The following is a 22,667-nucleotide window of genomic DNA, read 5'->3' on the forward strand; positions in this document are numbered from 1 at the left end:
CAACCCGCAGGCAAACGTAGTCAAACCCAAGGCATCCGATGGACAAAGGCATTCTCAAGAACGTAGCGATCAATTTCTTCGGGCTGGTGCTGCCCACTTTCGTCTCGCTCGTGACCGTGCCGTCGTATATCAAGCTGCTCGGCGTCGAGCGCTACGGCGTGATCAGCCTCGTGTGGACGCTGATCGGCTACTTCGGCATTCTCGATCTCGGCATGAGCATGGCCGCGCAGAACCACATCTCGAAGGCGCGCGCGTCCGGCGACAAGGAGGAGAGCGCGCGCGTGTTCTGGAGCGCGACGTGGCTCAATCTCGCGACCGGCGTGATCGGCGGATTGATCATCTATTTCGGCGCGTTTCTCTACACCGCGTATTTCACCAAGGTGTCGCCTGAGTTGCAGCACGAGGTGTATATGGCGCTGCCGTGGCTCGCGGTGGCGATTCCAATCGCCAACGTGTCGTGGGTGTTCGCGGGCGCGATCAACGGCGCGGAACGCTTTGGCGTCTACAACACCAATCAGACCATCGGCACGTTTCTGTTCCAGTTGCTGCCGCTCGGCGCCGCGCTGTGGATGGGCGCGACCTTGCAGAACGTGCTGGCCGCCGCGGTGTTTGCGCGGATCGTCGCCGCGCTTCTGCTGGGCCGCTCGGCGCTGAAAGTGCTGGAAATACGCCGCGTTCTTCCGCCGCAATTCGGCGTGGCAAAGGGGCTGTTCAATTTCGGCGGCTGGATGCTGATCGCTAGCGTCACCACCATGATCGCCGACTCGCTCGACCGCGTGATGCTCGGCACGAGTCTCGGCGCGCGTTTCGTCACGTATTACACGGTGCCGCAGAACCTCGTGACGCGCCTGAACATTGTGCCGACGGCGCTGGTGCGCACGTTGTTTCCGCGGCTCTCCGCAGTGGGACGCGCCGACGCCGACACCATCACCCAGCAGTCGCTCGAATTTCTCAATGGCGTGTTCACGCCGGTCGCGCTGGTCGCGATGCTGGTGCTCGAACCGTTCCTGCATCTGTGGGTGGGCAATGAGATCGCCACCGTGGCAGCACCCGTGGGCCGCATCATGATCGTCGCCGTGTGGCTCGTCGGCCAGGCGAACGTCACGCGGATTCTGATCCAGTCACAGGTCAATCCGGCCACGGCCGCGCGCGTCGGTTTGTTCGAATTGCCCCTGTTTGCAGGGGCATTGTGGTTCGGCATCACGCATTTCGGCCTGACCGGCGCGGCGGTGGCCGTGGCCGGCCGCGCGCTGTTCGACTACGCGGTGCTGCTGCGACTGTCCGCGATCCGCGCGAAGCAGATCGCGCTCGACATGCTCGCTCACCTTGCTTTCCTGCTGGCCAGCCTATGGCTCGCCAGCATCCTGCCGGGTCTCGCCATGGCGATTGTCGCCGGGGTATTGATGGTAGGCGCGAATGTCGCCTGGTCGATCACGATGACACCCGCCTTGCGCGATCTTGCGCGTTCACTGCTGTTGCGACTGAATCCGAGGAAAAGCGCATGAACCACGAAGTCCTTGAAGAAGCCGTGCTGCAACCCGCGACGCGCAGCGCACTGGCCGAACTCACTACCGTTCCCGGCGTTCAGACGCCACCGCGCCGCGCCGCGATGCGCGCCGATAAAACGGTGCGCGTTGCGATCGTGCACGACTGGCTCGTTACCTATGCGGGGGCGGAGAAAGTGCTCGAACAGATCGTGGCGTGCTTTCCGGACGCGGACCTGTTCAGCCTCGTCGATTTTCTCGACGACCGCAGCTTCCTGCGCGGCAAGTCCGTCACCACGTCGTTTATCCAGAAGCTGCCGCTCGCGCGCACCAAGTACCGCTCGTATCTGCCGCTCATGCCGCTCGCGATCGAGCAGCTCGACGTGTCCGCGTACGACGTGGTGATTTCAAGCAGCCACGCGGTCGCCAAGGGCATTCTGACCGGCCCCGACCAGGTGCATATCAGCTACGTGCATTCGCCGATCCGCTATGCGTGGGATTTGCAGCATCAGTATCTCAAGCAGTCGAAGCTGACCAACGGCCCGAAGTCGGCCATGGCGCGGCTGATTCTGCATTACATGCGCAACTGGGATATCCGCACTTCGAATGCGGTGGATGGCTTCGTCGCCAATTCCGAGTTCATCGCGCGGCGCATCAAGAAGGTCTACCAACGCGACGCGCAGGTGATCTTCCCGCCGGTCGATGTCGAAGCTTTCGCACTGTGCACCGACAAGGACGATTTTTATCTGACCGCCTCGCGCATGGTGCCGTACAAGAAGATCGATCTGATTGTCGAGGCATTCGCGCGCATGCCGGAGCGCAAGCTCGTCGTGATCGGCGACGGTCCCGACATGCAGAAGATCCGTGCGAAGGCGGGGCCGAACGTCGAGATCATGGGCTATCAGCCGTTCAAGGTGCTCAAGGAAAAGATGAGCCGGGCCAAGGCCTTCGTGTTCGCCGCGGAAGAGGACTTCGGTATTTCGGTGGTGGAAGCGCAGGCCTGCGGCACGCCGGTGATCGCCTACGGCAAGGGCGGCGCGCTCGAAACCGTGCGCGATCTGTCCGAGCCGCGGCCCACCGGCATGTTCTTCGACGAACAGAACGTCGAGTCGATCATCGCCGCGGTCGAGCGTTTCGACGGCCACGTGAAGCGTTTCTCGCCGCTGGACTGTCGCGCGAACGCCGAGCAGTTCTCCGCCGCGCATTTCCGCGAGCGCTTCTTCGCGCATGTGCGGACGGCGGTGCCGGCGCTGCGCACGGCGACGCTGCCGCCGTACGCGCCGTATAAGGCGCCAACCGTCGCTGGCGGTCCGCGCATTCTGGCCGTCGATCAAAGCGGCGTGCTCGGCGGCGCCGAACTGTCGCTGCTGGAAATCGTCAAGGCGTTGCGCTCGCGCATCGAAGTCGTGCTGTTCGACGATGGTCCGTTCCGCACCGCGCTCGCCGAAGCCGGCGTGGCCGTCGACGTGCTGGATGCAGGCGCGCTGCGCCATGTTCGTAAGCAGGGCGGCTCGATGCCGAAGGGCCAGGCGCTCAAGGGTCTGGTATCGCTCGTGCGCGCCACGGCCAAACGCGCGCGCAACGCGGACGTGATCTATGCGAACACCCAGCGCGCCATGGTGATTGGCGCGCTCGCCGGCAAGCTGGCGCGGCGTCCCGTGGTCTGGCATCTGCGCGATATCGTGAGCCCCGAGCATTTCGGCGGCAAGCAACTGGCCATCATCAAATGGTGCGCGCGTCTTGGCCTCACGCATGTGATCGCCAATTCGGCCGCGTCGGCGCGCGCGTTCGCCGAGCTCACGCAGTTCGACGAAAAGCGCATCGACGTGGTATTCAACGGCATTTCCGCCGCGCCGTTCGACGCCTTGCGCACGGTGCCGCAAGCAGCGCTGCGCAAACGCCTCGGCTTGCCGGAAGACGCGTTTCTGATCGGCTCGTTCAGCCGCCTCGCGCGCTGGAAAGGGCAGCATGTGCTGCTCGAAGCGATGGTGCTCAATCCGCAGATGCATGCGGTGCTGGTGGGCGCGCCGCTTTTCGGCGAGGACCAGTACGAGATCGAACTGCATGCGTTCGTCGCCGCGCACAACCTCGGCGGGCGGGTGCATTTTCTCGGCTTCCAGCACGATATCGCGGCCTGCATGTGCGCGGTCGATGCGGTCGTCCATACGTCGATCACGCCCGAGCCGTTCGGCCGCGTGATCGTCGAAGGCATGCTGGCGCAGCGGCCGGTGGTGGCGGCGCGCGCGGGCGGCGTGCTGGAGATCATCGACGACTACGAGAACGGCGTGCTGTGCACGCCGGCAGACGCGCACGGCCTCGCCGACGCGCTCGCCGAATTGCGCTCGAACGACCAATTGCGCAACCGGCTGGTCAGAAACGGGTATCAGACGGCGCTGAGCCGGTTCGGCACCGCCACCTATGTCGAGGGTGTCGAGCGGATTCTGAAGCGTGTGACGGGGCCGGAAACGGCTTAGGAAGGTTTCTACGCGGGGGTAGGCAGGGACTCGGCCGGTTCCTGCCGTTGGCGCAGCGGAGCGAAAGTCTCGCGACATTCGCTCCGTTTTTTTATCGCGCGGTTTTTGCTGCGTGGTTCAGGCCTTTTTCAATGCCGCCTTCGGCTTGAAGCTGGCCGACCACTTCATCGCCGGCAACTCGACCAGCCGGTAGAACACATAAGCCACCGGCACGGCCACCAGCATGTAGCCGAACGACGGCCAGATCGACATTTGCAGCGACGAGCGGAACAGCAGCGACGACAGCAGCACGAAGATCGGCAGATGGATCAGATAGAGCGAGAAGCTGAAATCGCCGAAGCGCGACAAAAGACGCGTGCCGAAGGCCGGGCCGCGCTCCCGGTTGCCGCGCTCCAGCGCCTTGTACAGGTAGAACGCGAAGCCGACCGCCCAGAGCTGGAACGCGCCGTACTGGCCGAAATGAAACGCGGCGCAGCCGAGCGCGACGAAGCCCGCGGCGAGCGCGTAGAGCCACACCGAGGAGCGGGCCCGCGGCGTGCGATGCGCACGGGCGTCGGCGATCCACGCGCCGAGCGTCCACGAAAACCAGTACGACGTGAAGAACTGGATGTCGTGGCGTTCGAGCACATAGGCGGACACTACGTTGACGAGCGCGACGATCGCCAGCACGGAGTTCATGCCGATACGCCGGCGCAGCGCGAACAGCAGCGGATAGATCGCGTAGAACTGCACTTCGAGGGAGAGCGTCCAGAGCGCGCCGTTCGATCCGAACGTCTTGCCGGCCACGCCTTGCAGCGAAAACAGATTGACAAGGAAGGCCTGCAGGCCGATCTCGCGGATCTTGTGGCTGACGGGCGGCAGTTGCAGGCTGAACCAGTCGAGCGCGAAGGTCAGCACCAGCGCCGCGAGCAGCACGGGATAAATGCGCGCAAAGCGGCGCACCCAGAAATTGCCCGTATCGAGCCGGTAAGCCGGATTGCCGGCCAACCGCAGCGCGCCGCCCCGGTGAATGCAATAACCGCTGATCACGAAGAAAATCGGCACGCCGGCGGAGCCCCATGCAATCGGGAACGTCAGGTACGCGGCAATCGCATTCAGGCTGAATGCATGGCCCACGCTCTGATGAAACGCCTGAATGCCGACCCATTCCACCTGACGGCAATGAAAATACGCCACCAGCAGCGCGGCGAAGCCCCGCATGGCGTCGATGACATGCTCCTTGCCGGCGCTGTCGGCGCGCGCCTCGTTCTGGGCGCGAGGCGCGGCAGTCTTGCGAGGCGGGGAGAGGGGCAGGGATGAGCCGGCGGCATCCAGTGCTGAGTCGCTCATACGCGGTCCTTATTCTGACGGAGGGGAAATGCGGATTCGCAGATTCGCGCGGGCGCCGTACGCGCCCGCGGTGCATGACATGCTAGTGCACGACGCAGGTAAAAAATCGATAAAAAATTGCGTATTGAATTGAATTAAACGGCGATTGTGTGACTAATTGTAATTGAGCATAAGCAGATGCAGCCGCGAATTATTTGCCGCTTTTGTTGTGCTAATTTAAGCCACGGATTCTCTTGACCCGAGGTGAAGTCATGAACCTGCATTTACTCGCCGGCATTGCCGTGCTGCTGATCCTTGTCGCCGCCTCCGCCTATCGGGAGGCGCTGCGCAATGAGCCCATTCGCCGTTTTCGCATGACCCCCGGCAAGCTGCCGCAGCTGGACGAGAACGACTAACGCGGCCTGGAAGAGGCGCGAGGCGCACCCGCGGTCGAATCCACGGGCGCGCCTCGCGCAGCTGAAGGCCAGTTGTCAGGATATGTAAAATTTCGGAATTAGCGGAAAATAAATCGATTTCGTCGCGTAATTGTTGCCCGCTGTTTGTCACGATGCGGCATATCGAAAAAGAATGGATTTATTTATTCCGATTGCGGAAATTTCACATACGTACTGGCGTAATTTTTTGCTAGTCTTTCCGGCGACATCGATTGGCCGCCAGGCCCGCGACACACTAATTTCTAACCGATGTGGGAATGCCTACCATGCTGAAAGTCACCAAAGCCGTGTTTCCCGTAGCGGGCCTCGGGACACGATTCCTGCCGGCTACCAAAGCAAGTCCTAAGGAAATGCTGCCGATCGTGGACAAACCGCTGATTCAATACGCGGTGGAAGAAGCGATTGCCGCCGGCATCACCGAGATGATCTTCGTGACGGGGCGCAGCAAGCGCGCCATTGAAGATCACTTCGACAAGTCCTACGAGATCGAAGCCGAACTCGAGGCGCGCAACAAACAGAAGCTGCTCGATCTGGTGCGCAGCATCAAGCCGGCCAACGTCGACTGTTTCTACGTGCGCCAGGCCGAAGCGCTCGGTCTCGGCCACGCGGTGCTGTGCGCCGAGAAGCTGGTGGGCGACAGCCCGTTCGCCGTGATTCTGGCCGACGACCTGCTGCACAGTTCGAAGCCGGTCATGAGCCAGCTCGTGGATACGTTCAACCACTATCACAGCTCGGTGATCGGCGTCGAAACCATCGCGCGTGAAGACAGCCGGTCGTATGGCGTGGTGGACGGCCGCGAGTGGGAAGACAACGTGATCAAGCTGTCGGGCATTGTCGAGAAGCCGGCGCCGGACAAGGCGCCGTCGAATCTCGGCGTGGTGGGCCGCTATGTGCTGATGCCCACCATCTTCAAACATATTCGCGCGTTGAAGCCGGGCGCGGGTGGCGAGCTGCAATTGACCGACGCGGTGCAATCGCTGCTGACCGAAGAGCAGGTGCTCGCGTATCGCTATTTCGGCACGCGTTTCGATTGCGGCAGCAAGCTCGGCTATCTGAAGGCAACGGTGGAATTCGCGCTGCGCCATCCGGAAGTGAAGGCGGAATTCGAGGCTTATTTGCAGGCGTATATGCAGGGCAATATGCAGGAAGGCGTGCCGGCGCAGTTTGCGGCGGAAGCGGCTTAAGCGGCTTAAGCGCCACGTCAACTGCTGAGGCAAGCTTGAGCGGCTGCGACGCGAACTTCAAAAACGCCGGCACGACAGCCGCCGCAACACTTACCACGCAGAGGTAACGCGCAGCAGCATCGCGCACATTAAAACGGGCGCCGCAAACCACGCGGCGCCCGTCTTTCTTTCAGCCTTTCAGCCGGCCCACGCGTTGCGCGTAGTCTGGCGACTGCGTCCGCAAGCCTCCTTCTTCACTGAGTCGAAAGTGAGGCAATGCCGTTCCGGGTTGCCGTTCTGCTGCTGTCGGCGGACCTTGACGAATCTTGACACGGTTTTCCTTGTTGAGTTCTTGATGCTCGTGCTACCAATGCGTCTGTTGAGTACAGGACATCACAGACATGAGACGTCTCTATCTAAAAGTGGGTGACAAATCGTCGGCGGGCGGAACGGTGATCGAAGGCGTTCCGTCCGCGACTCACCACGGCACGGCGTTGACCTTTGTGGGTGCCCAGGTTATCTGCCCAGCGTGCCGGATTACCGGCCATATAGGTCAGAAAGGCCCACGGTGGCCTGGACGCATAATGGGCAAAGATCCGGCCTTGGAAGGCGATATCTGCATGTGCAGATGCGATCCACACCCTGTGATGATCGCTTCTCAGGACACAATGTCACAGAGCTTTGACAGTCACGCGCTGGCGAGCATGGGTTATGGACTGGGGAACGATGCTCTAGCCGAAGTAGCGCCGGGCGCCCATTGGATTCGGTTTGCCGTCAAGGATGCCGGCAGTTGCGAGGGTTTGCGCTGCCGTGCCTACTTTGCCGACGGTTCAGTTGCAGACGGCGTCTTCGATTCAGGTAACACGGCGCATTTCGACCGCCCTAACGCCTCGCCATGCCATAGGGTTGAAGTCGTGCCGGGCAATGCACAGGAAAGCGCTCGTTCAGTCATGGGCGACCTTCTGATGGCGATGGTGGGATAAGCATGTCCGATACTACCGCAACCCGGAACACCGTTGCCAGCGGGTCTTTCAACACCCGGAAAACTCATGAGGTTCAAACGGCAATTCTCGAAGCAGCCATCGCGGACTACGAGGCCATCGGAACCACTTTCGCCGCCAACGCCATTACCGATGACATGGTGCGCAAGCAATATGTGAAGCACATCAAGGAAATTTCGGACGATGTCAGGCAGGAAGTTGCCTACGGCAACATGACGGTCAAGGACGGGGCTGAGTACTGCAGCCAGTTGCGCGACAGGCTCTTCGTTGAATACCGGAAATATACGTCGGCTGTTGGCGTCGCCCGTGCGGAAAAGCTCAAGCTCGAGGCTCGCGGTTTCGACTACTACCTTAACAGGTACGCGCAAGTTCAGTTCAGCAAGAACTTTGATACCTTGACTTTCGAAGAGCGCCACGCCGTCTACTATACGGTGCTCAAAAAGGCGGGCGGCGCCAACGCCGATGTCACCACCAAGGTGCGTCGGTTGCAGGTCAGCGCCAGGGTTGCCATCATCTTTACTGCTGTTATTGCCACGGGTGAAGTGGTTGCGGCGACGGATAGAGTCAAAGAGGTCGCGAGACAGGGAAGTATCATCGCGGGCGGTATGATTGGAGGCGGTCTGGCAGGGTTTGCGGTTTCTTTCGTGTGCGGACCGGCTGAACCTGCATGCGCCGTCGCACTGGTATGCATTGGTAGCAATCTGGGCGGCCTGGCCGGCCAGGCGACCAACGACATGTATCAGGAAGAACTGCCTGCCTTCATGCATTGGATGAACGATTGACCGACATGCCAACGCCGCTGTTCGTGATTCTGCTCGTGCTCTTTGTCGGCTCGGCGGGGCTTATCGTTATCAATCTCACCGGGGACCCCGGCGTCGACTATTGGGACCTGGATGGGGAGAAAAAATCCTCTCCGTCCAAACTCGATGCCCTGCGAAATCGCATCGTGTTCTACACATCAGGTGCCGTGCTCGTTGGCACTTTCGTCGTTTATCTGATGCTGCGCCACTAAGCCGCAAACAATGACCGTCGGAACCCGATCGTAGCCCCGGTATTGCACCGGGGCAGTTACCGCGAACGACAACAAAAAACGGGCGTCGTAAACCACGGCGCCCGTCTTTCTTTCAGCCGGCCCACGCATCACACGCAGCCCGGCCAACCCGCTGTCAAACTTCCTTCTTCACTTCCAGCCGGAACTTGTGCAGCAACGGTTCCGTGTAGCCGCTCGGCTGCTGGCGTCCTTCGAACACCAGCGCCTGCGCGGCCTTGAAAGCGATCGTATCGAAGCCCGGCGCCATCGGCTTGTAGAGCGGGTCGCCCGCATTCTGCTCGTCCACCACCTTCGCCATGCGCTTGAACGTCTCTTCGACGAGCTCGCGCTTCACCACGCCGTGATACAGCCAGTTGGCAATGTGCTGGCTGGAAATACGCAGCGTGGCACGATCTTCCATCAGGCCGACGTCATGAATGTCAGGCACCTTCGAGCAACCCACGCCCTGATCGATCCAGCGCACCACGTAGCCGAGAATGCCTTGGGCGTTGTTGTCGATCTCGCTGCGGATCTCGTCGTCGCTCCACTTCGTTTCCGCGACGACCGGAATCGTCAGCAGGCCGTCGAGCAGTTCGTCGCGCACCTGCGCGTAATCCGTGCGCTCCAGTTCCCGCTGAACCGCCTGCACGTCGATCTGGTGGTAGTGCAACGCATGCAGCGTGGCGGCGGTCGGCGAGGGCACCCACGCGGTGTTCGCCCCGGCCTTCGGATGCGCGATCTTCTGTTCGAGCATGGCGTGCATCAGATCAGGCATCGCCCACATGCCCTTGCCGATCTGCGAGCGGCCACGCAGGCCTGCGCTCAAACCGACCAGCACGTTGCTGCGTTCATAAGCGGCAATCCAGGCGCTCGACTTCATGTCGCCCTTGCGCATCATCGGACCGGCTTCCATGGCCGAGTGCATTTCGTCGCCGGTGCGGTCGAGGAAACCCGTGTTGATGAACGCGACCCGCTCAGACGCTTCGGCGATACAGGCGAGCAGATTCACGCTGGTGCGGCGCTCCTCGTCCATGATGCCCATCTTGATCGTGTTGCGCGGCAGCTTCAGCAGGTCTTCCACGCGCGCGAACAGCTCGCTCGCGAAGGCGACTTCGGCCGGGCCGTGCATCTTCGGCTTGACGATATAGATCGAACCGGTGCGCGAATTCAACTGGTGCTTGCGGTCATGCAACGCGCACAGCGTGGTGATGACGGCGTCGAGAATGCCTTCCGGAATCTCGTGGCCGTCTTTGGTCAGCACGGCGGGATTGGTCATCAAGTGACCGACGTTGCGGATGAACAGCAGCGAGCGGCCATGCAGCACCACCGGCGCCGTGCCGTTCGCGGCGGTGTACACGCGGTCGGCGTTCAGCCGGCGCGTGAAGGTCTTGCCGTTCTTCGTGACCTCTTCGGTCAGGTCGCCGGTCATCAGGCCGAGCCAGTTGCGGTAGAGCAGGACCTTGTCGTCCGCATCCACGGCGGCGACCGAGTCTTCACAGTCGATGATCGTGCTCACCGCCGCTTCGACCACCACGTCCTTCACGTGCGCGGAGTCGGTCCGGCCGATCGAGTCGCTCGCGTCGATCTGGATTTCGAAGTGCAGGCCGTTGTGCTTGAGCAGCACGGCGGACGGCGCGCTTGGCTCGCCCTGATAGCCGATGAATTGCGCCGGCGTCTTCAACTCGCTCGTGCCGTTCTTCAGCGTGACGACCAGCTTGCCGGCTTCGACGCTATAGCGCGTGGCGTCCGTGTGGGAACCATTCGCGAGCGGCGCGGCCTGGTCGAGGAACTTGCGGGCATAGGCGATCACCGCGGCGCCGCGCACCGGATTGAAGGCTTTCTGCTTTTCGGCACCGCCGGTCTCGGGAATCGCGTCGGTGCCGTAGAGCGCGTCGTACAGGCTGCCCCAGCGCGCGTTCGCCGCGTTCAGCGCATAGCGCTGATTCGACAGCGGCACCACGAGTTGCGGGCCGGCCTGTTCGGCGATTTCGGTGTCGACGTTGTCCGTCGTGGCTTTGACGCCGGCAGGCACCGGCACGATATAGCCGATGCCTTCGAGAAACGCACGATACGCCCGCAGATCGCGCACCGGACCCGGATTGGCGCGATGCCAGTTGTCCAGCTCGGTTTGCAGGCGGTCGCGCTCGGCGAGCAACGCGCGGTTTTTGGGCGCCAGCTCGTGCACGAGGGCGTCGAAACCTGACCAGAATGCGGCGCTGTCGAGTCCGGTGCCGGGCAGGGCTTCGGTTTCGACGAACTGGTCGAGGTTGGCGGCGACTTGCAGTCCGCCGCGCGTGTTCATCTGAGTCATCGACTGCTCCATCTATCTGAATGGGGCCGATGAGGGGGCATCGGCCCGCGTTGTGCAACGGTTAGTTTCTTTGATTCATGGCGGCCGTTCTGGTCGGCTTGCGAACGGAACCGCACTGAAAACTCAGGCCGCGATAGCGGCAATACCCGCCTTGGCGATCTGCGCGTCCTGATCCGACTTGACGCCCGACACGCCGACCGCGCCGACCACGTGGCCGTCGACGATCACCGGCACGCCGCCTTCCAGCGTGCCTTGCAACGGCGCGCTGAGGAACGCGGTGCGGCCGTTGTTGATCATGTCTTCGTATACCTTGGTTTCGCGGCGGCCGATCGCCGAAGTGCGGGCCTTTTCGGTCGCGATGTACGAACTGGCCGGCGCGCTGCCGTCCAGACGCAGCATGCCGAGTTGATGGCCGCCATCGTCGACCACCACGATGGCGACGGCCCACTGGTGTTTCTCGGCTTCGGCGCGGGCGGTTTCGAGAATGCGGGTCGTTTCGGCGACGGTCAACATGGGTTTGCTCAGCATAGTGAATTTCCTGGTTCGTGTAGGGTAAGGATCGGCTCGGCCCCGCCGCCACTCGCGCTTTGCACGATGGCTTCGGCCTCGATGGCTGGCCGCGCCGCGCGGGAATTACACAGTGCACGCGCGCGGCGGCCGCGTTGATATTCGGTGACGGCGCGGGTTGCACGCAGCCTTCCAGTATCCGCATTGTGCGCGAATGCCGCAGCGCCGGCCTGGTCCTTGCCCAAGCGCTTTGCTTGGGGATTTTACGTCCAAGCGCCGCCGGATGAAACGGCGGCATCGCGCGCTTCGGTATTCGGCGGTTCGTTTGGCCGCTATTCCGGCTGGAACGAAGCGAGCGGCGGGCTTTACAATCAGGCATCGCACACAAGAATTCGCACGCTCCCCACGTGCGCCCCCACGCCATGCCGACCATCAGCGAACTATTCGTCTATCCGATCAAATCCTGCGCGGGCATTGCCCTCAATGAGGCGCGGCTGCTCGCCACCGGCCTCGAATACGACCGCTGCTGGATGGTCACCGACCCGGCCGGCGCCATGCTCACGCAGCGCGCGTATCCGCGCATGGCGCTGATCCAGGTCGAACTCGGCGCCGAGGAGCTCGTGATTCGCGCCCCCGGCATGAGCGAGTTGCGCACGCCGCTGGAAAGCGCGCGGCTCGACGCGCCGCCGGCGGTGCAGACCAAGGTCTGGCGCGACGCGGCCTATGGACTCGACACCGGCGACGCATGCGCCGCGTGGTTCTCGACATTTCTCGGCGTGCCCGCGCGGCTCTTGCGCTTCAATCCCGAACGCGAACGCGTTGTCGATCCGGACTACACGGAGAGCGTGGGCGGCGCCACCACCCATTTCGCGGATGGGTTTCCGCTGCTGGTCATCGGCCAGGCGTCGCTGGACGATCTGAACACGCGCCTGAACGGCAAGGGCGCGCCGTCGATTCCGATCGACCGCTTCCGTCCCAACGTGGTGCTGACGGGGCTCGACGCGTATGAGGAAGACTATGTGGAGACGCTGAGCGTGGCTGGCGAAGCAGGCGGGGGCGCGCAACTGCAACTGGTCAAGCCGTGCACGCGCTGCCCGATGCCGACCATCGACCAGGCGAAAGGCGCGCCCGATCCCGACTGGCCGAACGAGCCGACCGACACGATGAGCGTCTATCGCGCGAATCCACAGCGAAACGGGGCCATCACGTTCGGCAACAATGCGCTTGTCGCGAGTGGCGCCGGGACGTGGCTGCGAGTCGGGCAGGCAGTGGAAGCGGAATTGGGCTTCGGCGATTGAGTTGAGGGCTAGTGCCGGACGCCCACGGTCAACGCCGCGAGAATCACCGGCATCGGCACTGGCTTGACGAAATGATGGTCGAAGCCCGAGCGCAGCGATTCGCTCACTTCCTCGGCACGTTCGAGCCCGGTGACCGCGACCAGCGTCGGCGCCGGAATATCGCCCACGTAGCGGATTCGCCGCGCCACCGCGCGTCCGTCCAGACGCGGCATTTCGACGTCCAGCAGCGCGGCCTGCGGATGCCATGCGCAGTATTGAGCCAGCGCGTCGAGGCCGTTGCGCGCCGTTCGGATCTCGAAGCCATGCGCGCTGAAGTAGTGTACGTAAGCGGCCAGCAGATTCGCGTCGTCGTCGGCGATCAGAAGGCGTGCGGCTGCGTGATGGGCCATCTGATTTCCCTCAGGTTGTGATCCTGTTAGGTGAGCAATTTGAAGTCCCGACAGAATCAACGCTCCATCAAGTGACTTTCAGGCCGGATCGGTAAGGATAGGCAGCACCGCTTCTCACGAATAAATTACCGCCCGGCAACGATGCAGACGCCTGCATCGCGCGGGATATCGAGGCGGTCCAGCATCTCCACGCGATGCCTTCCACCCCGCCCATGATCCGCAAGAACACAGCATCGGCTTTGCCGCCGTGGCCCGCGTCACGGCGCAAATCTACAAGCTGGGCAGTTATATCTCCGTACCGATCATTTTTCCCGACGGCAGCTATTTCGGTAATCTCTGCGCGATTGAGCCGAATCCCGGCCGAGGTGTCGAACTCGCGCCTGAGAGTAGCGAGCGGACTTGATTGGTCGAGAAACGCGCGAACTGCTCACGCGGCCTGCGCGATTGCCTCGCGCGCGCTCGGCATGTCGCTTTGCATCGCGTTCGCTTCGCCGCGCCGTGCGTTATCTCCCGCCCACACACGCTCGACGCTCTCGCCGATCGCGCTGCCTACCAGAATCACTGCCGGGCTATCGAAGCCCGCGTCCGTCGCATCCGCGGCGAGCCGATCGAGGCGGCTCATCAGACGCCGTTCGTTGCTGCCACCGGCCCATTGCACCACGGCAGCGGGTGTATCGCCCGGCAAACTCGCGAGCAACGCGGCCGCGATACTGTCGATGCGGCGCATCCCCATATAGATCGCCAGCGTGGTGCGTGTCGCGGCCAACGCGCCCCAATCCGGCTCGCCGTGATCTTCGGTATGCGCGGTCGCGAAACTGACGCCGTGGCAATGCCGGCGATGCGTGAGCGAAATGCCGAGACCGGCGGCGGCCGCGAACCCCGATGAGATGCCGTTGACGATCTCCACCGGAATGCCGGCGCCGCGCAAGACTGCGAGTTCTTCACCGGCGCGTCCGAACAGCAGCGCTTCGCCGCCTTTCACCCGCACCACGTGCAAGCCCTTGAGCGCATAGCGCCGCATCAGCCGTTCGATAAACGCTTGCGGTGTCGAGCGGCAGCCACCGCGTTTGCCGACGCGAATCACCCGCGCTTGCGGCGCCAGCGTCACGATCTCGGGATTCGCGAGGTCGTCGAGCAGCACGACGTCGGCGGCGGCCAGCGCTTTCGCGGCCTTGAGAGTAAGCAGATCGAGATCGCCGGGGCCGGCGCTCAATAAGGTGACCTTGCCGGTGTTCGTGTTCATCGCGGTATCTATCACGGTGTCCTTCGCTTCTGTGTCGGCCGGCGATCGCTGTCGCGCCGGCGCCCAATAAAAAACGGCGTCCGCTCGTGATGATCACGAGGGGACGCCGTTGTCCGTTTGCTGCGTGTGTGCTGCTCTGCCGTTTCGCTTCCAGCACGGTGAAACACAGCGTCGTGTTTCGCCCGCGTGGGTATGTGCTGCATGTCGTGGCTGCCGCGTTGCCGCCATGAACTCGCCACTGCTTATGCAAGGACTACGCCATGCATCGGCCATGCGCGCTGTACGCCTTGCCACGCCTCGCAAATAACGCCGCCCGCGCGCACGCCACGCACCGTTCGTGAGCGCACTCCCCGCACGCGCAGGGTGCTGCGTCGCACCATCCATGTGCCACGCTGCATCAAAACGCGTCGTGCGCCCGCCTTGCCGCACACGCATGCGATTCGCCGCAAACCCCCGCGCCACGGCCTCCTTACGGGCATTTGGTGCAACTGGCATGGGCTTTGCATTAAGCCTTGCCATCGGATCAACGTGGATCCGGCGCGAGTGCAACACAAAGCACTCGCTGCAGGACAGGTCAGGACAACGGCGTCCCCCGAATTCAGTCATCGACTGGGTTCGCGGGACGCCGTTTTTATTTCCAGAATCGTTTTCGCCACCTGCCATACGGCGTCGCTCGCAACCAGCACATTGAGGAAACCGCGCTCATGAAAATCATCGTTATCGGTCACGGGATGGTCGGTCACAAACTGGTCGAGTGCCTCGCCCAGGACGCCGCGCACGGCCTCGACATCACCGTGCTGTGCGAGGAATCGCGGCCGGCCTACGATCGCGTGCACCTGTCCGAGTTTTTCGCGGGCAAGACGGCGGACGATCTGTCGCTGGTAGAACCGGGTTTCTTCGAACGCCAGAACGTGCTGCTGAAGCTGAACGCAAAGGCTGTGGCGATCGATCGCGATGCGCGCACCGTGACGGTGTCGACGGGCGAAACGCTGCCTTATGACAAGCTGGTTTTCGCCACCGGCTCCTATCCGTTCGTGCCGCCCGTGCAGGGGCGCGAGCGCGCGGATTGCTTCGTGTACCGAACCATCGACGATCTCGAAGCGATGCGTGAGTGCGGCGCGCGTTCGAAGACGGGCACGGTGGTCGGCGGCGGACTGCTCGGGCTCGAATGCGCGAAGGCGCTGCGCGACATGGGCCTGCAAACGCACGTAGTCGAATTCGCGCCGCGTCTGATGGCCGTGCAGGTGGACGACGGCGGCGGCCGCGTGCTGCGCAGCAAGATCGAAGAGCTGGGCGTGACGGTGCATACGCAGAAGAACACCACGGCGATCGTCGATGGCGAGCAGGGCACGCACCGCATGCAATTCGCCGACGGCAGCCACCTCGACACCGACATGATCGTGTTCTCCGCGGGCATTCGTCCGCGTGACGACCTGGCGCGCGCGAGCGGACTGACGCTCGGCCCGCGCGGCGGCATCGTGATCGACAACGCATGCCGCACGAGCGATCCGCACATCTATGCGATCGGCGAATGCGCTTTGTGGAACGGCCAGTTGTTCGGCCTCGTGGCGCCGGGCTACGACATGGCTCGCGCGGTGGCGAAACAACTGCTCGGCGACACGGCCGAATTCGCCGGCGCGGACATGAGCACCAAGCTCAAGCTGATGGGTGTGGACGTGGCGAGCATCGGCGACGCGCACGGCAACACGCCGGGCAGCCGCGCGTATCAGTTCAGCGACGAGCGCAAGCAGATCTACAAGAAGCTGGTGGTGTCCGAGTGCGGCAAATATCTGCTGGGCGGCGTGATGGTGGGCGACGCCGGCGAATACGGCACGCTGCTGCAAATGATGTTGAACCGCATCGAATTGCCCGCGTCGCCTGAATTCCTGATTCTGCCGGCGGCCGACGGCAATGCGAAACCCGCGCTCGGCGTCGATTCGTTGCCGGCTTCCGCGCAAATCTGCTCGTGCAACAACGTCTCGAAGGGCGAGTTGTGCGCCGCCGTTTGTGCCGGCGCGACCGATATCGGCGCTTTGAAATGCGCGACGACCGCCGGCACCTCGTGCGGCGGCTGCGTGCCGCTCGTCACCCAGGTGATGAAGGCCGAGATGAAGAAGCAGGGCCTCGCGGTCAATAACCATGTCTGCGAACACTTCGCGTATTCGCGCCAGGAGTTGTATCACATCGTGCGTGTGGAAGGCGTGCGCAGCTTCGGCGAACTGCTCGCGAAGCACGGCCACGGCCTCGGCTGCGATATCTGCAAGCCGGTGGTGGCGAGCGTGCTCGCGTCGTGCTGGAACGAGTTCGTGCTGAAGAAGGAGCACGCTTCGCTGCAGGACACCAACGACTACTACCTCGCCAACATTCAGCGTGATGGCACCTACTCGGTCGTGCCGCGCATGGCGGGTGGCGAAGTCACCCCCGATGGTTTGATCGCGGTCGGCCAGGTCGCCAAGAAGTACGGCCTCTATACGAAGATCACCGGCGGTCAGCGTGTCGATCTGTTCGGCGCGCGCGTCGAGCAACTGCCGCTCATCTGGGAAGAACTGATCGCCGCCGGTTTCGAATCCGGCCACGCGTACGGCAAGTCGCTGCGTACCGTGAAGTCGTGTGTCGGTTCGACGTGGTGCCGCTATGGCGTCGGCGATTCGGTGGGTCTCGCGGTGGAGATCGAGAACCGCTACAAGGGCCTGCGCACGCCGCACAAGATCAAGTTCGGCGTGTCGGGCTGCACCCGTGAATGCGCGGAAGCGCAGGGCAAGGACGTCGGCATCATCGCGACCGAAAAGGGCTGGAATCTCTATGTGTGCGGCAACGGTGGCATGAAGCCGCGCCACGCCGAACTGCTCGCGTCGGACCTCGACAAGGAAACGCTGGTGCGCTACATCGACCGTTTCCTGATGTTCTACGTGCGCACCGCCGACCGTCTGCAACGTACCAGCGTGTGGCGCGAGAGCCTCGAAGGCGGCCTCGATTATCTGATCGACGTGGTCGTCAACGATCGTCTCGGCGTGGCCGCAGAACTCGAGTCGGAAATGCAGCACGTGGTCGACACCTACGAGTGCGAATGGAAGAAGGCCGTCACCGATCCCGAAACGCGCAAACGCTTCCGTCATTTCGTCAACAGCGCCGAGTCGGACAGCCATGTCGCGTTCGTCGAGGAGCGCGGCCAGATCCGGCCGGCCACACCCGCCGAGCGGCGTTCGAAGCTCGCTGCGATTCCCGTTGTCGTTGAAACCGTTTGATTGAACCGCACTATTCACCGAGGACTTCCGTCATGAACAACGATCGCCTGCCACGCTCCTGGACGCCGGTTTGCCTGCTCGACGACATCGTGCCCAACACGGGTGTTTGCGCGCTCGTCAACGGCGAACAGGTCGCGGTCTTTCACGTGAACAACGGTGACGCGGACCCGATCGTGTACGCGATCGAAAATTTCGACCCGGGCTCGCAGGCGGCGGTGCTCTCGCGCGGATTGATCGGCAGCCTCGGCGAACGCATCGTCGTGGCCTCGCCGATCTACAAGCATCACTTCGATCTGCGTACCGGCGAGTGCCTCGAAACACCGGCACATTCCGTCGGCGCGTTTGCCGCGCGTGTGGAAAACGGCCAGGTGTGGGTCGCGGTTTGAATCGCTGAATGCTTTCTTAACGACGTCGCCCGCTCATGTCCTCTACAAACGTAAAAACCGTGTGCCCCTACTGTGGCGTTGGCTGCGGGATGGTGCTGCACGTCGAGGACGGCCAGGTCGTAAAAATCTCCGGCGACAAGGAGCATCCGGCCAACTTCGGACGGCTGTGCACGAAGGGGCAATCGGCGCATGTGGCATTGCGCAAGTCGGGGCGTCTCGAAGGCGCGTTCGTGCGCCACGCGCGTGGCCAGGACCCGGCGCCGCTGCCGATGGCACAGGCGATCAGCACCACCGCAGCGCGTTTGCGCGGCCTGCTCGATGAACATGGGCCGGACGCGCTGTCGTTCTACGTATCCGGGCAGATGTCGATCGAGGCGCAGTACCTCGTCAACAAACTCGCCAAGGGTTTTGTCGGCACCAACAACATCGAATCGAATTCGCGCCTGTGCATGGCGAGCGCGGGCAGCGGCTACAAGCTGTCGCTCGGCGCGGACGGCCCGCCCGGATCGTACGAAGACATCGATCACGCTGACCTGTTCTTCGTGATCGGCGCGAATATGGCCGACTGCCACCCGATTCTGTTCCTGCGCATGATGGATCGCGTGAAGGCGGGCGCCAAACTGATCGTCGTCGATCCGCGCCGCAACACCACGGCGGAGAAAGCCGATCTGTTCATGCAGATCAAGCCGGGCACCGATCTCGCGTTGCTCAACGGGCTGCTGCATCTGTTGCACGAAAACGGCCATACAGATGCCGCATTTATCGCCGAGGCCACCGAAGGCTGGGATGCAATGCCCGCATTTCTCGCCGATTACACGCCGGAAAACGTCGCGCAAATCACCGGCCTCGCCGTCGAAGATATCCGCGAGGCCGCGCGGATGATCGGCGCCGCCAAAGAGTGGATCAGTTGCTGGACCATGGGCCTGAATCAGAGCACGCACGGCACATGGCACACCAACGCGATCTGCAACCTGCATCTGGCGACGGGCAAGATTTGCCGGCGCGGCAGCGGCCCGTTTTCGCTGACGGGCCAGCCCAATGCGATGGGCGGCCGCGAGATGGGTTACATGGGGCCGGGCCTGCCGGGTCAACGCTCGGTACTCGTGGAAGAAGACCGTGCGTTTATCGAAGACCTGTGGGGCATTCCGAAGGACTCGCTCAAGCCGCAAGTCGGCAACGGCACGATCGATATGTTCGCGCGCATGGCGGCGGGCGAGATCAAGGCGTGCTGGATCATCTGCACGAATCCGGTGGCGAGCGTGGCGAATCGTCAGAACGTGATCGACGGATTGAGCGCGGCGCAACTCGTGATCGCGCAGGACGCGTTCCTCGATACCGAAACCAACCGATATGCCGACGTGCTGTTGCCCGGCGCGCTGTGGGCCGAAGCCGAAGGCGTGATGATCAACTCCGAGCGCAATCTGACGCTGATGCAAAAGGGCATCGAGCCGCCGGGCGCGGCGCTGCCGGACTGGCAGATCATCGCGCGCGTCGCGTGTGAAATGGGTTTCGCCGATGCATTCACGTACGCGAGCGGCGAGGAAGTCTTTGCGGAAATCACCCGCGCGTCGAATCCGAAAACCGGGTACGACCTGCGCGGCGCGAGCCATCGCCGCCTGAAGGAAACGCCGTTGCAATGGCCGCTTGCATCGGACGATTCAGCAGACCGCAACCCGGTTCGCTACCTCAACGACGGCGTGAGTCAACCGCTCAAGGAACGGTCCGACGGCAGCCGTGCGCGGCTCGTGTTTCCGACGGCGAGCGGCAAGGCGATGTTCTTCGCACGCGCCTACGCGACGCCCGCTGAACTGCCGGATCGTGAGTTTCCGATCGTGTTGAACACAGGCCGCTTGCAGCATCAATGGCACACCATGACCAAGACCGGCAAGGTCGCGATGCTCAACAGGCTGAACCCGGGCCCGTTTGTCGAGATTCATCCCGAAGATGCCGCCACGCTCGGCATCAAGGCCAAAGACCCGGTGGAGATTCGTTCGCGCCGTGGTCGCGCGGTGTTGCCGGCTGTCGTGACCGAGCGCGTGAGCGCGGGACAGTGCTTTGCGCCGATGCACTGGAACGACGTATTCGGCGACGACCTGTGCATCAACGCCGTGACGAGCGACGCCATCGACCCGGTCTCGCAGCAGCCCGAACTCAAGTTCTGCGCTGTGGCGCTGAGCCCGGTGGCGGTCGAGCGCGTCGAGCCGTTCCTGAATGACGACGATGTATCGCTGGCGGATGCATCCGTTGCAGTCGCTGCGAGCGCTGCGCTGGCCGACACCGTATCGGCTAGCGCCGAGGACCTGGATATGCCCCGTATCGAAGCACTCACCAGCCTGTTGCAGTTGCCGCCGACTCCCGCGCCTTCGTTCACCGATCAGGAGCGCACGTATCTCGCCGGCTTCGTGAATGGACTGCGCTCGGCGCAAGCGCAAGGTATCGACCGCGTTCCGGTTCTGCCGGCTAGCGCGCCGTTCGATACGGCGAGCCGTCTTTACGTCGACGGTCTGCTGGCCGGTCTTTATAGCCGCAGTGCGACCGTTCTGGGCGATGCATCGACAACGCCGCACGCCGCGGCGAATGCAGAAACATTGCACGGGGCGGCCGGCGTGCGCATCGTGCGCGCACGGCCGAAGGTCACGCTGCTGTGGGCCTCGCAAACCGGCAACACCGAGTCGCTGACCGAAGCCTACGCAACGCGGTTAATGGAGTCGGGCTTCGAAATCCGCACGTCGTGCATGGCGGATTATCAGGCCTCGACGCTCGCCAAAGCTCAATACGTGCTGCTGATGACGAGCACCTTCGGCGACGGCGATCCACCCGACAACGCACAAAGCTTGTGGACGCAATTGAACGGCGAGGGCGCGCCGCGCCTCGACGGCGTGCGCTTCGCGGTGCTCGCGCTCGGCGATCGCAACTACGATCAGTTCTGCGGCCACGGCCGGCGTCTCGATGAACAGCTCGCCGAACAAGGCGCGCTGCGCCTGATGGAGCGCGTCGATTGCGATAGCGAGTATCAGGAAAGCGCGGACGCGTGGCTCGAACGCATCATCGTGTGTATCAAGGAAGAGGATGCCGCACTGTATGCCGTGCCGCCGGGCGGCATGATCAACGCGGTCGTGCCGGGCACGGTGGCGACCAAAACGCGGCCGGCCGCATCGCGGCTCGTCAGCAATCTGCGCCTGAACAAGCAGGGCGCGGCGAAAGACACGCGCTACTTTTCGCTGCGCACCGGCGACTCGGGACTCGAATACGAAGCAGGCGATGCGCTCGGCGTCTGGCCGAGCAACTGCCCGGAACTCGTCGACGAATTGATCACACTGAGCGGCGTGAGCGCGGACGCCGTGGTGAACGTGGCTGGCGTGGGCGAAATGCGTCTTGCCGATGCGCTCGGCAAGCACTACGAGATCGCGCGGCCGAGCCCCGATCTGCTCGCGTTCGTCGCCGCGCGCAGCAACAACGGCACGCTGCGCGATCTACTGTCGCCCGAGCGCAAGGCCGACCTCAAGCAGTGGTTGTGGGGCCAGCAGATCGCCGACGTGTTGCACGAATTTCCGCTGAGCCTCACGGCCGCCGAATTGACCGGCATGCTCAAGCGTCTGCAGCCGCGTCTCTATTCGATCGCGTCGAGCCCGAAAGCCCATGTGGGCGAAGTTCATCTGACCGTTGCCGCGGTGCGCTACAGCAATGGCCGGCGTCATCGCAAAGGCGTGTCGTCGACGTTTCTCGCCGACCGCGCGGGCGATGTCAACGTGCCTGTGTTCGTGCAGAAGTCCGCGCACTTTCGTCCTCCTCATGGTTCCGATACGCCGATGATCATGGTCGGTCCCGGCACCGGCGTTGCACCGTTTCGCGGCTTTCTGCACGAGCGGCGTGCGCGCGGCGATACGGGACGCAACTGGCTCTTCTTCGGCGAGCAGCACGCGGCCTCCGATTTCTACTATCGCGACGAACTCGAAGCGATGCGCGATACCGGTGTGCTGACCCGCCTCGACGTCGCGTTCTCGCGCGACCAGGCGGACAAGGTCTATGTGCAGGACCGCATGCGCGAACAGGGTGCGCAACTGTGGTCGTGGCTCGAAGACGGTGCGCATTTCTACGTATGCGGCGACGCCAACCGGATGGCTAAAGATGTCGACGCGGCGCTCAAGGAAGTGGTGGCCCGTCACGGCGGCATGAGCGATAAAAAAGCTCTCGAATACGTGAACCGCCTCGCGCAGGAAAAGCGCTACGCACGCGACGTTTATTGATAGTCATGCGGTTTTCAGCGCAACGAGCGCGCTCGCGTTTGAAGGTTTCAAGGTTTCAACGAGTACGCAGTACAGCTTCAAAAGAAGGAACCGCATGGCATGGAGGTTGCGTGTTTATGCCGGTTA

Annotated in this window: 16 protein-coding genes; 11 read left to right on the plus strand and 5 right to left on the minus strand. The window is 63.0% G+C overall.

All coding sequences use genetic code 11. The features are described 5' to 3' along the window. The first annotated feature begins 38 nt into the window (after window positions 1-38). Window positions 39-1,505: a flippase gene (locus tag B0G71_RS09835; protein ID WP_116141314.1), complete on the plus strand. Its 1,467-nt coding sequence runs from the start codon at window positions 39-41 to the stop codon at window positions 1,503-1,505. Next, window positions 1,502-3,958 carry a glycosyltransferase family 4 protein gene (locus tag B0G71_RS09840; RefSeq protein WP_116141316.1) on the plus strand — a complete coding sequence of 819 codons (2,457 nt, stop codon included), beginning with the start codon at window positions 1,502-1,504 and terminating at the stop codon, window positions 3,956-3,958. The genes B0G71_RS09835 and B0G71_RS09840 overlap by 4 nt, the downstream gene beginning before the upstream one ends. Window positions 3,959-4,075: 117 nt before the next feature. Here B0G71_RS09840 and B0G71_RS09845 read toward each other — a convergent pair whose 3' ends face one another. After that, on the minus strand, window positions 4,076-5,287 hold the full coding sequence (locus B0G71_RS09845) for an acyltransferase (protein ID WP_116141318.1): 1,212 nt from the start codon (window positions 5,285-5,287) through the stop codon (window positions 4,076-4,078). Between the two features lie 251 nt (window positions 5,288-5,538). Between B0G71_RS09845 and B0G71_RS41300 the strand changes: the two genes are divergently transcribed. From B0G71_RS41300 to B0G71_RS09865, 5 genes are all read left to right on the plus strand, one after another. Then, a complete protein-coding gene (locus B0G71_RS41300; RefSeq protein WP_181916746.1) occupies window positions 5,539-5,682 on the plus strand; it encodes a hypothetical protein in 144 nt (47 codons plus the stop codon). 305 nt (window positions 5,683-5,987) lie between these two features. Beyond that, window positions 5,988-6,905, plus strand: a complete 918-nt coding sequence (galU, locus tag B0G71_RS09850) for a UTP--glucose-1-phosphate uridylyltransferase GalU (RefSeq protein ID WP_106281427.1) — start codon at window positions 5,988-5,990, stop codon at window positions 6,903-6,905. A 380-nt stretch (window positions 6,906-7,285) separates the two neighbouring features. Then, window positions 7,286-7,867: a PAAR domain-containing protein gene (locus tag B0G71_RS09855; RefSeq protein ID WP_116116945.1), complete on the plus strand. Its 582-nt coding sequence runs from the start codon at window positions 7,286-7,288 to the stop codon at window positions 7,865-7,867. A gap of 2 nt (window positions 7,868-7,869) precedes the next feature. Continuing rightward, window positions 7,870-8,667 carry a hypothetical protein gene (locus tag B0G71_RS09860; protein WP_116141320.1) on the plus strand — a complete coding sequence of 266 codons (798 nt, stop codon included), beginning with the start codon at window positions 7,870-7,872 and terminating at the stop codon, window positions 8,665-8,667. Window positions 8,668-8,672: 5 nt separating this feature from the next. Continuing rightward, complete coding sequence (locus tag B0G71_RS09865) at window positions 8,673-8,897, plus strand: hypothetical protein (protein ID WP_116148452.1); 225 nt, start codon at window positions 8,673-8,675, stop codon at window positions 8,895-8,897. 154 nt (window positions 8,898-9,051) lie between these two features. On the opposite strand, the gene B0G71_RS09870 is transcribed toward B0G71_RS09865, so the two are convergent. Together B0G71_RS09870 and B0G71_RS09875 are read right to left on the minus strand one after the other, a co-directional pair. After that, window positions 9,052-11,226: a malate synthase G gene (locus B0G71_RS09870; RefSeq protein WP_116141322.1), complete on the minus strand. Its 2,175-nt coding sequence runs from the start codon at window positions 11,224-11,226 to the stop codon at window positions 9,052-9,054. A 123-nt stretch (window positions 11,227-11,349) separates the two neighbouring features. After that, on the minus strand, window positions 11,350-11,754 hold the full coding sequence (locus B0G71_RS09875; protein ID WP_116141324.1) for a heme-binding protein: 405 nt from the start codon (window positions 11,752-11,754) through the stop codon (window positions 11,350-11,352). Between the two features lie 401 nt (window positions 11,755-12,155). On the opposite strand from B0G71_RS09875, the gene B0G71_RS09885 reads away from it, so the two are divergent. Further along, on the plus strand, window positions 12,156-13,031 hold the full coding sequence (locus B0G71_RS09885) for an MOSC domain-containing protein (protein ID WP_116141325.1): 876 nt from the start codon (window positions 12,156-12,158) through the stop codon (window positions 13,029-13,031). A gap of 8 nt (window positions 13,032-13,039) precedes the next feature. Here the strand turns inward: B0G71_RS09885 and B0G71_RS09890 are convergent, their stop codons facing one another. Both B0G71_RS09890 and cobA read right to left on the minus strand, forming a co-directional pair. Further along, a complete protein-coding gene (locus B0G71_RS09890) occupies window positions 13,040-13,420 on the minus strand; it encodes a response regulator (RefSeq protein ID WP_116141327.1) in 381 nt (126 codons plus the stop codon). A gap of 427 nt (window positions 13,421-13,847) precedes the next feature. After that, a complete protein-coding gene (gene cobA / locus B0G71_RS09895; protein ID WP_116141329.1) occupies window positions 13,848-14,663 on the minus strand; it encodes a uroporphyrinogen-III C-methyltransferase in 816 nt (271 codons plus the stop codon). Between the two features lie 704 nt (window positions 14,664-15,367). On the opposite strand from cobA, the gene nirB reads away from it, so the two are divergent. From nirB to B0G71_RS09910, 3 genes are read left to right on the plus strand one after another with little or no spacing between them, the layout of a single operon-like run. Beyond that, window positions 15,368-17,908 carry a nitrite reductase large subunit NirB gene (gene nirB, locus B0G71_RS09900; protein WP_116141331.1) on the plus strand — a complete coding sequence of 847 codons (2,541 nt, stop codon included), beginning with the start codon at window positions 15,368-15,370 and terminating at the stop codon, window positions 17,906-17,908. 32 nt (window positions 17,909-17,940) lie between these two features. Then, window positions 17,941-18,294: a nitrite reductase small subunit NirD gene (gene nirD, locus B0G71_RS09905; protein WP_116141333.1), complete on the plus strand. Its 354-nt coding sequence runs from the start codon at window positions 17,941-17,943 to the stop codon at window positions 18,292-18,294. Between the two features lie 35 nt (window positions 18,295-18,329). After that, window positions 18,330-22,541, plus strand: coding sequence for a bifunctional nitrate reductase/sulfite reductase flavoprotein subunit alpha (locus B0G71_RS09910; protein ID WP_116141335.1), 4,212 nt, complete (start codon window positions 18,330-18,332; stop codon window positions 22,539-22,541). Window positions 22,542-22,667: the final 126 nt, after the last annotated feature.

Origin of the sequence: Paraburkholderia sp. BL27I4N3, from assembly GCF_003386115.1 — a bacterium.
Taxonomy (GTDB): domain Bacteria; phylum Pseudomonadota; class Gammaproteobacteria; order Burkholderiales; family Burkholderiaceae; genus Paraburkholderia.